The following is a 12395-nucleotide window of genomic DNA, read 5'->3' on the forward strand; positions in this document are numbered from 1 at the left end:
ATGCCCGTTATCGCCGTCTTCGAACCCGCCCTGTGCTGCAACACCGGCGTCTGTGGAGAGGATGTCGACCAGAACCTGGTCACCTTCACCGCAGACATGGCCTGGCTGCTCGAGCAGGGCGCGTCCATCACCCGCCACAACCTGGCCAACGACCCGCTCGCGTTCGCTCACAACGAGGGCGTCAGGAGCTTCCTCGAGATCGCCGGATCGGCTGGGCTCCCGCTGGTGTCCGTCGACGGTGTCACCGTCGTGACGGGCCGATACCCGACCCGCGCCGAACTCGCCCGCTGGGCTGGCGTCGACACCCCCGCCGGCGTACCGGCTGGCGCCATCAGCCTGGGCCTGACCGAAACCGGGTCGGCGTGCTGCCCGCCCGGTGAGTCGGGCTGCTGTTGAACCACACCGCCGCACCACATAACGCACTCCCGTAGGAGGGCTGCCCGCTATGGCATCACCTGATCTAACCTTCCTCACCGACCCCCCGCGGTTCCTGTTCTTCACCGGCAAGGGCGGAGTCGGTAAGACATCCATCGCCTGCGCAGCAGCTTTGGCGCTTGTCGGCGCAGGCAAGCGCGTACTGCTGGTATCCACCGACCCGGCCTCCAACGTGGGGCAGGTCTTCGGGATCGCCATCGGCAACACCATCACCGCCATCCCCGCCGTGGCGGGACTGTCGGCCCTGGAGATCGACCCCGAGGCCGCCGCCGCGGATTACCGCGAACGCATCGTCGGTCCAGTGCGCGGGCTGCTGCCTGAGGCCGAGATCGCCTCCATCACCGAACAACTCTCCGGCTCATGCACCACCGAGGTGGCCTCCTTCGATGAGTTCACTGCCCTACTCACCGAGAGCGAGGGTGCCGTCGCCGGCTTCGATCACATCCTGTTCGACACCGCCCCCACCGGGCACACCATCCGGCTGCTGCAACTGCCCGGGAACTGGACGGAGTTCCTCGACGCCGGCAAGGGGGACGCGTCGTGTCTGGGTCCTCTCGCGGGCCTGGACAAGCAGAAGAGCACCTACGCCGCCGCGGTCGCCGCGCTGGCCGATCCCGACCGCACCCGCCTCGTGTTGGTGAGTCGCCCGACCCGTTCGGCGCTGCGTGAGATCGACCGCACCCATGCTGAATTGGCTGCACTCGGGATGAATCGCCAGAACGTCGTCGTCAACGCCGTCATGCCACAACCGGCCGATGACACTGACCCGTTGGCCAGCGCGGTGTACCGCCGCGAGCAAGCAGCCCTCAGCGACATGCCGGCCGCGCTGCGCACCCTGCCGATTGACTACATCGACCTCAAGGCCGACAACATGGTTGGTCTCGACGCCCTGCACACCCTGTTCGACACCACGCCCGTTACCCCGGCCGGCGACAACGCTCCCGCCACCCCACATCCGGTGGCGGTCGCACCGCTTCGCGATCTGGTCGATGACATCGAGCGCGGCGGAAAGGGACTGGTGATGTGCATGGGCAAGGGCGGGGTCGGCAAGACCACCGTTGCGGCCGCCATTGCAGTCGCGTTGGCCGAGCGCGGGCACGACGTCCACCTGAGCACCACAGATCCCGCCGCCCACCTCGCTGAAACTCTGCAAGGCGGTGTCGAGCACCTGCACGTTTCCCGCATCGATCCCGCCGAAGCCAGCCGCACCTATCGCGAGCGGGTCATGACGACCAAAGGCGCCCACCTCGACGAGGCAGGCCGCGCCACCCTCGCGGAGGACCTGCGCTCGCCCTGCACCGAAGAGGTTGCTGTCTTCCAAGCCTTTTCCAAGGTGATTCATGAATCACGCAGCAAGTTCGTCGTCCTCGACACCGCACCCACCGGACATACGCTCCTGCTGTTGGATGCCACCGGCTCCTATCACCGCGATATTGCGCGCCAGATGGGCGACAGCGGGCATTACACCACCCCGCTCATGCGGCTACAGGACCCCGAAGTCACCAAAGTCGTTCTCGTGACGCTGGCTGAAACGACACCGGTGCTCGAAGCAGCCGGCCTTCAACACGACCTCGAACGTGCCGGCATCCGCCCCTGGGCGTGGGTCATCAACAACTCGGTGGCCGCCGCCGCGCCCACCAACCCGCTTCTACATCAGCGAGCCGTCGCCGAAATCGACGAAATCGACACCGTCCGAAGCAAATACGCCACCCGATACGCCGTCATCCCGCTGTTGGCCGAGGAACCCGTCGGGATCCCCGCTCTCGAAGGTCTGACGGCGCCGAACTCGCACTGCTGGCCTGCCAGCAGTTCAAGCAGGCCGTGATGTGATGACGGGACGTACGTCGGCGGCTACCGGGAGTGGGTGGACGGCGGAAATTACCAGCGGCCCAGGATGTTCCGGACATTCGCGATTCCGGACTCGAGGATCTCGTCGGAGAACGCACGGTCGGTGACGGCGCGGGCGAGTTGCATGGTGGCCACCAGAATGGTGAACACGCCGATAGCGTCCGAACGCGCCGAGGTGGGATCGTCCGGTGACAGCCGTGCGGACACCATGTCGACGATGTCCTGCATCGCTTGGGTGTACGAGCGCCGGGTGGTCGTGTCGCAACGGCCTATCTCGTCGAGCAGCGCGGCGGACGGGCACCCGGTCTCCGGATGGTCGCGGTGCTGCGGCGACAGATACTCGCGCACGAATGCCTCGAAGTCTGCTACGTCGGGGGATGAGGGCAGGTTCGCCTGCCATATGAGCATCTGATCGGCCAGGACGTTGGCCACCAGATCGTCCTTGGATGTGAAGTGCGCGTAGAACGCACCGTTGGTCAGTTGCGCGTCCGACATGATCGCGGCGATTCCCGAACTGTCGATGCCGTTCCGCTTGAACCGTCGGCCGGCGGTTTCGAGAATCCTCTTGCGCGTCTCGCTCTTGTGCTCCGCGGTATAGCGCGCCACCGTCACCTCCTTGCTCGTCATCCAGTGGGCTTCTTGCGCATCATAACGCATTGACTTATGGTCATAATATTACAGTCGTAATCCAATCGACGTCGAAGGTGCCTCCCCGATGACTGCTCTGCACGACCCCCTGACCCTGCCCTGCGGGCTGGTGCTGCCAAACCGGATCATGAAGGCCTCGATGAGCGAGGCCCTCGCCGAGTCCACCCATGCTCCCGGTGCGCGCCTCGAACAGCTCTACCGCACCTGGAGCCACGGTGGGTATGGGCTGCTGATCACCGGCAACGTCATGGTGGATCGCGCTCAATTGGGCGAACCCGGCAACGTGGTGATCGAGGATGACCGTGACCTCGATCCTCTCACGCGGTGGTCCAAGGCCGCGCACGACGGTGGGGTGCCCATCTGGGCTCAGCTCAATCACCCTGGCCGACAGTCCAATCCGTTGGCCATCGGCCACACCCCGGTGGCGCCGAGTGCGGTGCCGCTGAATCTGCCCGGCTCGGCGACACCGCGCGAACTGACGTCGGTGGAGATCGAGGACATCATCGAGCGCTTCGTGACGGCGGCGACGGTCTGTGAGACTGCCGGATTCGACGGCGTCCAGATCCACGCGGCGCACGGCTACCTCGTCACCCAGTTCTTGTCGCCGCTGTCCAACCTGCGAACCGACGAGTGGGGTGGCGACCCGGCGCGACGCATGCGGTTCCTGTTCGAGATCGTTCGCCGGATACGTGCCCGGGTGTCGCCGGGCTTCGCAGTCGGGGTGAAGTTGAACTCGGCTGACTTCCAGCGCGGCGGATTCAGCGAGGAGGAGTCTCGCGCCGTGGTGGCCGCCCTGGCTGACGAGGGCATCGACCTCCTCGAAATCAGCGGCGGCAACTACGAATCGCCGGCCATGGCGGGCTCGGCTGCGGCCAGTACCCGCGCCCGCGAGGCGTACTTCCTGGACTACGCCCGCACGGTCCGGCAGATAGCCGGGGGAGTGCCGTTGGCCGTCACCGGCGGATTCCGTTCACGCTCAGCCATGCAGGACGCACTGCAAGCCGGTGATTGCGACGTCATCGGCATAGCCCGCCCTGCGGCGACGGTCCCGGACGCGGCGCACGCCATCCTGTCCGACCGCCTGCCAGTGCTGGCCACCCGCGAACTGAGTTACGGAATACCCAGCGCTCTGGGCAACGTGATTGACGGCAAGGCGCTCGACGGCGTGCTGAACATCGGTTGGCACACCGATCAACTGCACCGGATGGGCGCGGGGAAAGAACCCGACCTCAAGCGTGGCCGCCTCGCCACCACACTTGCTCTGCTGCGGCGCAACGGCAGGGTCTCGCGGCGTCCCAAGCGCAGTGTCCGATGAAGGGGCCCAACTACGATCTGCGTGGAAAAGTCGTCCTCATCACCGGGGGAACCGGCGGGATCGGCAGCGCCACTGCACGCGAACTGCTGGGCCGCGGAGCCAAAGTGGCCATCGCCGACCTTGACCCGCAGACCCCGCAGCTCGGTGCCGCGATGTCATCGACCTCGGCGATGGGGGTGGTCGCCGACGTCCGCGCCCGCGAGACCCTCGATGCCGCCGTCGACGCCGTCGTCGATCGCTTCGGCCGCCTCGACGTCGCGATCGCCAACGCGGGCATCCTGGCCCGAACCGGAACGTTGCGCACCACACCGGTGTCTTCGGTCGAGTCCCTCCTCGCGGTGAACGTCACCGGTGTGGTCAACACTGTCCAGGCCGCGATGGATCAGGTCACTGCCCAACGTGGCCAATTCGCCTTGATCAGTTCGGTGTTCGCGTTCGCCAACGGGATGGGAACCATTCCCTACGCGATGAGCAAGGCCGCGGTGGAACAGCTCGGCCGAGGATTGCGGGTGGAGCTCGCCAACCATGGCGTCTCCACCTTGATCGCTTACTTCTCGATGGTTCACACCGCGATGATCACCGAGGGTGTAGACGGCGATCCGCTGGCCGACCGGCTTCTCGCGACGATGCCGAAGACGATGTTGAAGCGCATCGCCCCCGAGACTGCTGCGACCGCCATTGTCGACGGACTCGCCCGTCGATCGCCGACTGTGTTCGCCCCCTCCCGATGGAAGCCGCTCTCAGCGCTGCGCGGCCTGGTCAATCCCATGCTGGATTCCCGCATGACCAGCGACCTTAGGACCCAGGCCGCCCTATCCGCACTCGACGCCCGACCCGCCACCCCCATGACAGCAGAAGCGAAAGGCACACGATGACAACCACATTCACCACCTGGAAAGACACCCCCACCCGGAAGGTCAACGTCGGCGGCGTCGACTTCGCGTACCGGGAACTCGGAACAGGATCGGGCGTTCCGGTCGTTTTCCTGCATCACCTGACCGCGGTTCTCGACGACTGGGATCCACGCATCATCGACGGCATCGCCCAGCACCACCGCGTGATCACCTTCGACAACCGGGGGGTCGGGGCCACCGATTCCTCGGTGCCCGGCACCGTCGAGCAGATGGGCACCGACGCCGTCGCCTTCATCCGCGCCATGGGACTCGACTACGTCGACCTGTTCGGCTTCTCGTTGGGCGGCGGCGTCGCCCAGATGGTCGCGCTGCAGCAACCTCAACTAGTCCGTCGGATGATCCTGGCCGGCACCGGGCCACGCGGCGGGGGCGGCATCGACAAGATGGCCTCCATCGTCGGCACCGCCTATCTCAAGGCGGCTCTCACCCGCAGCGATCCGAGGAATTTCCTGTTCTTCCCTCGCACGCCCGAGGGGAAGCGGGCCGCGGCCGACTACCTGAGCCGCCTCAAGGAACGCACTCACGATCGCGACAAGCCAATCTCCATGCAGGCCCGCATCGCCCAGATCAAGGCGATCCGGCACGCCGGCAAGTCCGCCCCCGACGATCTCTCGCTCATCACCCAGCCCGTCCTGGTCGCGAACGGCGACCACGACCTGATGGTTGACAGCAACCACTCCGCCGACATGGCACGCCGACTCCCCAACGCCCAGTTGATCATCTACCCCGGTTCCGGACACGGCGGCGTGTTCCAGCACCACCAAGCCTTCCTCGCCGAGGCGCTGCGCTTCCTCGCCGACGGTCAACAGCGGTGACGCAACGCGCGCCCGTACCGGCTGTTCCCCCGGAGCTCAGCGGTATCGAGTTCATGACGAGGATGGCCGCCGGGGAGCTGCCGGCGGCCCCCATCGCCGGCCACTTCGGAATGGATCTGATCGAGGTTGGCCCTGGTACCGTCACGTTCCGTTGCCGTCCCGACGAATCGCACTACAACCCGATCGGCACAGTCCACGGCGGCCTGGTCTGCACGCTGCTCGACTCTGCCCTCGGGTGCGCCACGCACACGACCCTCCCTGCGGGCAGCGGCTACACGTCCATCGAGATCAAGGTCAACTATCTGCGCCCTGTGTCCGCAGGCAACGGGGACCTGATCTGTCGAGGGCGGGTCACCAAAGCGGGTCGCCGGGTCGCGTTCGCTGAAGGCGAGGTCGTCGACGAGCAGGGCAAGGTGGTCGCAACGGCATCGGGAAGCCTGCTGATCTTCCCGCTTCAAGGGAGTTGATCGCCAGTGGCTGAATCGGCCGACTTTCTCACCGTCGATGTCTACGACCATCCGCCGCGTGGTCCGTGGCTGTGGAGTCGGCGTGTCAAGGCCGCGTTGCAGCAGAACATTCCGGGCTTGCGGGCCGCGACGGTCAACCACTCCAACCACATGACGCACGAGGTGGTCCCTACAAGCTTCCTTCCGCCGGGGCGGTGTCTTATCGCGGCGTGGGATTCACCCGAGTCGGCGCTGGCGGCCTTCCGCGGACCGCTCGCCTGCGCGGTGGAGTCGCCCCGCCGCTATAGTCTCGACGGCGAGGTGGTCCGGGCGCGCGTCGAACATGCCGGTGACCATTGGCACGGATGGAATCCGTCGGACGAAGGCAGCAGAGCCATCGCGTCCGACGAACCTCTGGTCGTCCTCGTGCACGGCATTCTCAAGCCCCGAAACCTGCTCGGTTTCCTCAAGAACAATGTGCATGCCGCGTCGAGGGCGGCCTTCCATCCCGGCCACCGCGGCAGCGTCGACATTTCGTCGCAACTTCCGTTCGAGCACACCTCCCTCAGCTTGTGGAAGACGGCGAAACTGGCGCGTGACTATGCGTATGCACCCGGCGGACACGCGCACGCGATGGACCACGCCCGAACCGCCGATACCCACCGCATGGGGGTCTATCTGCAGGTGCGCCCGTTGGCGAGTTCTGGTTCGCTGGGCCTGGATTCGCCCGCGTTCCCTGATCTGCCACCCGCGCATCGCAAATAGCTGAGGGTGAGGCGGGCCGCAAATCGTATTGATGTCGTCAGCACCCCGCGTGTTCCGGAGGTGCTTTCGGCCTGGCCTGTTTGTCTGCCGCCGCTATCGCAGGGGTACGTACGAGCCGTCGGGGCCGTTCATTTGCCAGTGCCAATCAGCGAAGGGTCAGCCAACCCAGGCTTGCCACACCGGCTACCACGCAGTAGATGGCGAATGGTGTGAGTGTGCGCGTCTCGAAATAGCGGACGAGAAACCGTACGGCGAGATAGGCCGATACGAAGGACGCCAGACTGCCGACCAACACCTGGCCATGTATCCCGGCGCCCAATGGGCCAAAAAGATCTGGGATCTTCAGCAGCCCCGCGGCCAAGATGATGGGAGGAAGCGGACTCCGGAACGGCGAGCAGTGAAGTCGCGCCCGAACCCGCAGGCCCGCTGGGTGCACACTTCCCGTCGGCCGAGATTGCCAAGTTACGCCAGATCGTCGACGACACCGCAGGGAAGGTCCGTGCAGCGGACTGGGCCGGGGCCAAAGACCGGATCACCGATCTCGAAACTGCCTGGGACAGTGACGAAGCCAGCTTGCGGCCGATGGACGAAGCTGGCTGGCACCGCCTTGACAGTCAGATCGATCAGGCTTTGCATGCCGTGCGTGCTGACAAACCCGACCAGACCAAGGCGGGCGAGGATCTGACTGCGTTGTCAAACTCGTTGCAGTGACGGCGAATCCCGAAGCGCTTACTGAGGCGCCGGCCGTTTGCGCCGCAAGGCTGAGCGCCATCGCCGTGATGAGGCGTGACTGTCGCCTGACCGCGTGATGATGCCCCGTGCAATCAGTTCAAGCGTCACCACGACCGCGCAGGTCTGCGACAGCAGTATTGCCAGCAAGATCAGGATCTGGACGGCACCGGCCTGGGCCGCTGAACCCGTGCTGAGCAAGACCCCGACGAAGGCTCCCGGCAGGGTCACGATCCCCACCGTTCTGGTCTGGTCGAGGTTAGGTAGCAGAGCGTCGGTGGCGGTGGTGCCGATCATCTCCATTCTCGCCTCGCGGTCGCCGAAACCGAGACTCAACGCCGCCTCGACCTCACCGGCTCGGGTGGTAAGGGTTTCAAGAGCACGGCGGGCCGCAACTGAGGTCGCGGTCATGGTGCTGCCCAGGATGATTCCGGTGACGGGCACGAGCGCGGCGCCCTTCATCGGTACCAGACCGGACCCCGTCAGAACGGGAAGTACGGAGGCCAGACCCGCCCCGAGTGCCACGGCAAGCAGCCAGGAGCGGTTCGACTGACTGCGGCGTGCCGCGGTCACCGCTGCGGCAACGAACATGACAGCCAGCACCAGGACCGATGTCCACAGGGTTCGCAATGCCGTGGACAGGATGGCGGCCACCGCGGACAGTTGCACTACCGCGCGTAGTGCAGCGCGGGGCACGGTGAGCGCCGAACCCAGAGTGGTCACCCAGTACAGTGCCGCGGCGGCAAGAACCATCAGCGCACAGACCACCAACAAAGTCGGGCCAAGCAGGTGTGGTGCGAACTGCATATGACCGCCGATCTTGTTGGTCGAGAACCCCCAGCATCAAACTAGTCCGTCGTCGTCGCCGATAGAGGTCCAGTTCGCTGCAGCGCACCATCGAGAAAGGGGCTAGGCCGAAACGCTTGGCCGCTTTTGTGCATCCGCTACATCTTGATGCTCGGCACCAACCGGGTGAGGTTCCACAACTGGTTGCGTCGGGCCGCCAGCGAGGTCAGCAGGATCGACCCCAAGGACAGGGTGACCATGAAGATCAGCGCCTGCCACAGCCGATCGTCGATGCCGCCGAGGATCAACTGCCGTAGCCCGTTGACGCCGTAGGTCATCGGGTCGAGCCAGTGCAGAGCCTGAAACGGCTTGGTCGTGGTCTCGACGGGATAGAGCCCGCCGGCGCTGACCAGCTGCAACATCAGCAGAGTCATCAGGAGAACCTTTCCCAAGACCGGGCCGAGCAGGGCGCTGATCGCTTGTGCCACTGCGATGAAGGCGCAGGAAGCCAGGATCATGAAGCCCAGCATCGCCACCGGGTGTTCCGCGTGTACGTGCAGCGCGAAGCGTACGACGCAGTACAGGATGACCGCCTGGGGAATCCCGATGAGGACGGCGGGCAGGTAACTGGCCAGCGTTACCCGGATCGGGCTGATCTCGGCGGCGATGGCCCGAGCTTGCAGCGGACGGAACGCCATCCACAACAGCATGGCGCCGAAGAACAGTGCGAGCGTGAGGAAGAACGGTGCCATGCCGGTGCCGAAGTTCGGCGCCGAATTCTCATGTGAGCTCGTCAGCTGAACCGGACCACCAATCGTCTCGGCGATGGCGTCCTTCTGCTGGGGCGTCCAGTCGGGGACCTTCTGCGCGCCCTCGGTGAGCTTGGTCGCCAGCTCGTGGGAGCCGGAATTCAACTGCGCCGTGCCGGATTTCAGCTGCCGGGCGCCGTCGTCGAGTGTGGCGATGCCGGCGTTGAGTTGTGCATTTCCCGAGGCCACCTGCTTGGCGCCATCCCTAAGTTGCGTGAGCTTGTCGGTGAGTTCCTTGCCCTTGGTGGAGATATCGGTCAGCGCGGACCCGACAGGACCGCCCGCGCTGGCGGTGGCACGTGCCTTGTCGAGCTTCGCCTGGATGTTCGAGGTTCGCTGGTGGGCCAGCAATTGGTCGCGGGTATCGCGCAGTTTCGTGGTGGCCATTACCGACACCGGATCCTGGTTGGCCGACAGGTTGTCGATGATCGAGTTCAGCGACTCGGCCGCGGCATCTTGCGCCCCGGTGATGGTGTCGAGTTCGTCGGACGCCTCGGCCAGCGCTGACGAGCTGTCCTGTACCTGGCCGTTGACCTGATCGCTCTGAGTACCGATCTGTGCCAACAGGTTGGTGATCTTCAGCAGAGGATCGGTCGCGGTGTTGATACCGTCTGAGAGCTTGCGGGAACCGACCGCCAGCTCCGCGGATCCGCTGCGGGCAGCATCGAGGCCGGCCACCAACTGGCCTGCGCCAGTATCGAGTTGGGTTGCGCCGTCGGAGAGCTTGTTCGCGCCGTCGGCCGCCTGTTTGATGCCTGCGCCCGAGGTGGTGATCACCGAGAGGACCTGGTTGACCGCCTGCCCCGAGATCCTGGTCGACACGGCGTTGAGCACCTGCTCCACCGCGGTGCGGCCGATGCTCGACGAGATGTAGTTGTTGGCGTCGTTGTATTCGGCGATCAGTTGTGCCTTGCGCGGGTTACCGGTGGTGGGTGACGCGATGGCCTCGCTGAAGTCCGGCGGTAGTTCCAGCATGAAGTAGTACTTGCCGTGTGCGACCCCGTCGCGCGCCTCGGCGTCATCGACGACGTGCCAGTCCAGGCTGGCGTCATCGGTGAGCCGGCCGGCGATCTCGGTGCCGACGTTCATCGGCTCACCGGAGACCTCGGTGCCCCGGTCCGAATTGACCAGTGCTACCGGCAGTTTGTTCACGTGACCGAACGGATCCCAGTACGCCCAGAGATACAGCGCGCCGTAGGTTAGTGGCATCAGCATGAGGACGACGACGGCGATGCGCGTCATCCGATTACGGGCGAAGCGTTTGATCTCCGACCCGAGGGCAAGTCCGCCCACCATCTTCTTAGTCCTTCCCCGAGGTATTCGGGATGTGTACTTCGTGCTCGGGTGCCTGCTCGCCGAGCGAATTCGTCACGCCCACAACGACCAGGTGGTCGGCGGCGATGGCGCCGAGGCGTTGCACGGCCTGCGACCGCTGTCCGTTGTCGCGGACCTGTTCGAGATCACCGACCACCAGGACCGGCCGCTCCGAGTACAGCGCCAGGGCGATCTGCAGCAGGAACATCTCTAGGTCGCCCAGGTCCCCGATGTAGTCGGTCGATGCCGGGCGTTCGATGTCCCCGAACACTTCAGCCAGTACGTTTCGGTCGGCATCGTTACGCGACCGGTGGAACAGGGGGGCTAGCCACCGGCGCTGTTCGGTCACGACTGTTCCCACGGTGACCGCATCGTCCAGATCGTCGATGTCGCCGAAAGCCGCGATCGCGCAGTGCCGGCGGATCGCCCGCGGCGCGGTCTCACCGAACACGGCGACGCTGCCGTTGCTCGGCCTGAGCCGTCCGGCCAGGGTGAGCAGCAGTGCCTTCTGGCTGTGGCCGCCGGGCATGTGCACCGCGTGCAGGCCGCGATCAAGGTCCAAGTCGACGTCGCTGAACAGTGGGCCGTGCTCACCGTCGAACGTCAAACCCCGCGACACGATGATCGCCTCGCCGTCGGCGCCGGGATGCGCCTGCGCAGTGTGGGCCGGAGCGTGTCGGCTCATGGTCGCCTCCTGGGTTGCTGTCTCAACGGGTCGATGATTCAATACGATATGCATCGAATACGGAATGCATCGAGTTTGAGAGGCAGTTTGTCGTGAAGGTCACAGAGACGCGGGAAACCCGCCGGCGAAGCAACACCCGGGCCCGTTTGATCGAGGCCACCGACGAACTCATCCGGGACAGTGGCCGGACCTGGTTCGGCGTGGAGGAGGTGTGCCGGGCGGCCGGCTACACCCGTGGGGCCTTCTACTCCAGTTATGACGACATGGAGGATCTGCTCTTCGAGGTATACGAGCATCAGAACGAGGCCCTCGTCGAGCGGTTGCGGAGCACCGCCGAACCACTGCTGCGAACCAAGGGAGTTCTCCGGACAGACCGCGTGGTGCGCCAATTACTGAAGGCTGGCGTCGCCGATCAACCGCGCATTGCCCTACATGCCGCCCTGGTGGCACGCGCCGCCCATCAGCCCGACATCGCCCGGGCACTGGATGCCCAAGTTGAACGCCTCCGCGAAGGGCTGCAAGGGATTTTCGTCGAACTGATCGCCAAGACCGGCCGGACCATGACCGTCTCGCCGGAGATCTTCACCCGCGCGCTGATGGCCGCCCAGGCTGGCGCCTCCGGCCAGTTCCTCAGCGATCGCGCCGCCACCGAGGAAGTCCGCTACCTCATCGCACTGGCCGTTGTCGAGGGACTGTCCGCGTGACGGTGATAAGACCCAGGCCGAAAGAACAAGGCCTGTTTGCTTTTCCGTCAATATCGCTCTCGTTGAATGTGGGAAGCTGCTGGTCCATACATGCGCAAAGTGGGTTACATTCAACGCATGCCTTTTCGCTCCACGCGAGGGCATCCGGTGGGGGGCGGCCAGTCACGCGGTCGTTGGGTCGG

General features: G+C 65.3%; 13 protein-coding genes and 1 pseudogene. 9 read left to right on the forward strand and 5 right to left on the reverse strand.

Going from position 1 to position 12395, the window contains the following annotated elements; translation table 11 throughout:
* Both arsD and arsA read left to right on the forward strand, forming a co-directional pair.
* Entirely contained in the window at positions 1-396 is a 396-nt protein-coding gene (gene arsD, locus OG976_RS20785) for an arsenite efflux transporter metallochaperone ArsD (RefSeq protein ID WP_328352945.1), read from the forward strand.
* 49 nt (positions 397-445) lie between these two features.
* Positions 446-2260: an arsenical pump-driving ATPase gene (gene arsA / locus OG976_RS20790; protein WP_328352947.1), complete on the forward strand. Its 1815-nt coding sequence runs from the start codon at positions 446-448 to the stop codon at positions 2258-2260.
* Positions 2261-2313: 53 nt separating this feature from the next.
* Here arsA and OG976_RS20795 read toward each other — a convergent pair whose 3' ends face one another.
* Positions 2314-2910 (reverse strand): TetR/AcrR family transcriptional regulator, encoded by a 597-nt coding sequence (locus OG976_RS20795; RefSeq protein WP_328352949.1) that lies wholly within the window; start codon positions 2908-2910, stop codon positions 2314-2316.
* 88 nt (positions 2911-2998) lie between these two features.
* Between OG976_RS20795 and OG976_RS20800 the strand changes: the two genes are divergently transcribed.
* From OG976_RS20800 to OG976_RS20820, 5 genes are read left to right on the forward strand one after another with little or no spacing between them, the layout of a single operon-like run.
* Positions 2999-4246, forward strand: a complete 1248-nt coding sequence (locus tag OG976_RS20800; RefSeq protein ID WP_328352951.1) for an NADH:flavin oxidoreductase/NADH oxidase family protein — start codon at positions 2999-3001, stop codon at positions 4244-4246.
* A complete protein-coding gene (locus OG976_RS20805; RefSeq protein WP_328352953.1) occupies positions 4243-5121 on the forward strand; it encodes an SDR family NAD(P)-dependent oxidoreductase in 879 nt (292 codons plus the stop codon). The genes OG976_RS20800 and OG976_RS20805 overlap by 4 nt, the downstream gene beginning before the upstream one ends.
* Positions 5118-5975: an alpha/beta fold hydrolase gene (locus OG976_RS20810; protein ID WP_328352956.1), complete on the forward strand. Its 858-nt coding sequence runs from the start codon at positions 5118-5120 to the stop codon at positions 5973-5975. Before OG976_RS20805 ends, OG976_RS20810 begins: the two co-directional genes overlap by 4 nt.
* Complete coding sequence (locus OG976_RS20815; RefSeq protein WP_328352959.1) at positions 5972-6442, forward strand: PaaI family thioesterase; 471 nt, start codon at positions 5972-5974, stop codon at positions 6440-6442. Before OG976_RS20810 ends, OG976_RS20815 begins: the two co-directional genes overlap by 4 nt.
* A gap of 6 nt (positions 6443-6448) precedes the next feature.
* Complete coding sequence (locus OG976_RS20820) at positions 6449-7186, forward strand: hypothetical protein (RefSeq protein ID WP_328352962.1); 738 nt, start codon at positions 6449-6451, stop codon at positions 7184-7186.
* Positions 7187-7331: 145 nt separating this feature from the next.
* On the opposite strand, the pseudogene OG976_RS20825 reads toward OG976_RS20820, so the two are convergent.
* A pseudogene (locus OG976_RS20825) lies at positions 7332-7556 on the reverse strand (undecaprenyl-diphosphate phosphatase); the annotation flags it as partial.
* 212 nt (positions 7557-7768) lie between these two features.
* On the opposite strand from OG976_RS20825, the gene OG976_RS20830 reads away from it, so the two are divergent.
* Positions 7769-7897, forward strand: a complete 129-nt coding sequence (locus OG976_RS20830) for a hypothetical protein (RefSeq protein WP_328352965.1) — start codon at positions 7769-7771, stop codon at positions 7895-7897.
* A gap of 18 nt (positions 7898-7915) precedes the next feature.
* Here OG976_RS20830 and OG976_RS20835 read toward each other — a convergent pair whose 3' ends face one another.
* From OG976_RS20835 to OG976_RS20845, 3 genes are all read right to left on the reverse strand, one after another.
* Positions 7916-8722 (reverse strand): ABC transporter permease, encoded by an 807-nt coding sequence (locus OG976_RS20835; protein WP_328352968.1) that lies wholly within the window; start codon positions 8720-8722, stop codon positions 7916-7918.
* A 137-nt stretch (positions 8723-8859) separates the two neighbouring features.
* Entirely contained in the window at positions 8860-10806 is a 1947-nt protein-coding gene (locus tag OG976_RS20840; RefSeq protein WP_328352971.1) for a YhgE/Pip domain-containing protein, read from the reverse strand.
* A 4-nt stretch (positions 10807-10810) separates the two neighbouring features.
* Positions 10811-11509: a hypothetical protein gene (locus OG976_RS20845; RefSeq protein WP_328352974.1), complete on the reverse strand. Its 699-nt coding sequence runs from the start codon at positions 11507-11509 to the stop codon at positions 10811-10813.
* Positions 11510-11601: 92 nt separating this feature from the next.
* On the opposite strand from OG976_RS20845, the gene OG976_RS20850 reads away from it, so the two are divergent.
* Positions 11602-12213, forward strand: coding sequence for a TetR/AcrR family transcriptional regulator (locus tag OG976_RS20850; protein WP_328352977.1), 612 nt, complete (start codon positions 11602-11604; stop codon positions 12211-12213).
* The last annotated feature ends 182 nt before the right edge of the window (positions 12214-12395 follow it).

This window comes from Mycobacterium sp. NBC_00419 (assembly GCF_036023875.1).
Taxonomy (GTDB): domain Bacteria; phylum Actinomycetota; class Actinomycetes; order Mycobacteriales; family Mycobacteriaceae; genus Mycobacterium.

Bases quoted from the DNA above. Each gene is read 5' to 3' on its own strand.
- OG976_RS20840 (WP_328352971.1), bottom strand. From the start codon at position 10,806: ATGGTGGGCGGACTTGCCCTCGGGTCGGAGATCAAACGCTTCGCCCGT.
- OG976_RS20795 (WP_328352949.1), bottom strand. From the start codon at position 2,910: ATGACGAGCAAGGAGGTGACGGTGGCGCGCTATACCGCGGAGCACAAG.
- OG976_RS20800 (WP_328352951.1), top strand. From the start codon at position 2,999: ATGACTGCTCTGCACGACCCCCTGACCCTGCCCTGCGGGCTGGTGCTG.
- arsD (WP_328352945.1), top strand. From the start codon at position 1: ATGCCCGTTATCGCCGTCTTCGAACCCGCCCTGTGCTGCAACACCGGC.
- OG976_RS20830 (WP_328352965.1), top strand. From the start codon at position 7,769: ATGGACGAAGCTGGCTGGCACCGCCTTGACAGTCAGATCGATCAGGCT.
- OG976_RS20810 (WP_328352956.1), top strand. From the start codon at position 5,118: ATGACAACCACATTCACCACCTGGAAAGACACCCCCACCCGGAAGGTC.
- OG976_RS20835 (WP_328352968.1), bottom strand. From the start codon at position 8,722: ATGCAGTTCGCACCACACCTGCTTGGCCCGACTTTGTTGGTGGTCTGT.
- OG976_RS20805 (WP_328352953.1), top strand. From the start codon at position 4,243: ATGAAGGGGCCCAACTACGATCTGCGTGGAAAAGTCGTCCTCATCACC.
- OG976_RS20845 (WP_328352974.1), bottom strand. From the start codon at position 11,509: ATGAGCCGACACGCTCCGGCCCACACTGCGCAGGCGCATCCCGGCGCC.
- arsA (WP_328352947.1), top strand. From the start codon at position 446: ATGGCATCACCTGATCTAACCTTCCTCACCGACCCCCCGCGGTTCCTG.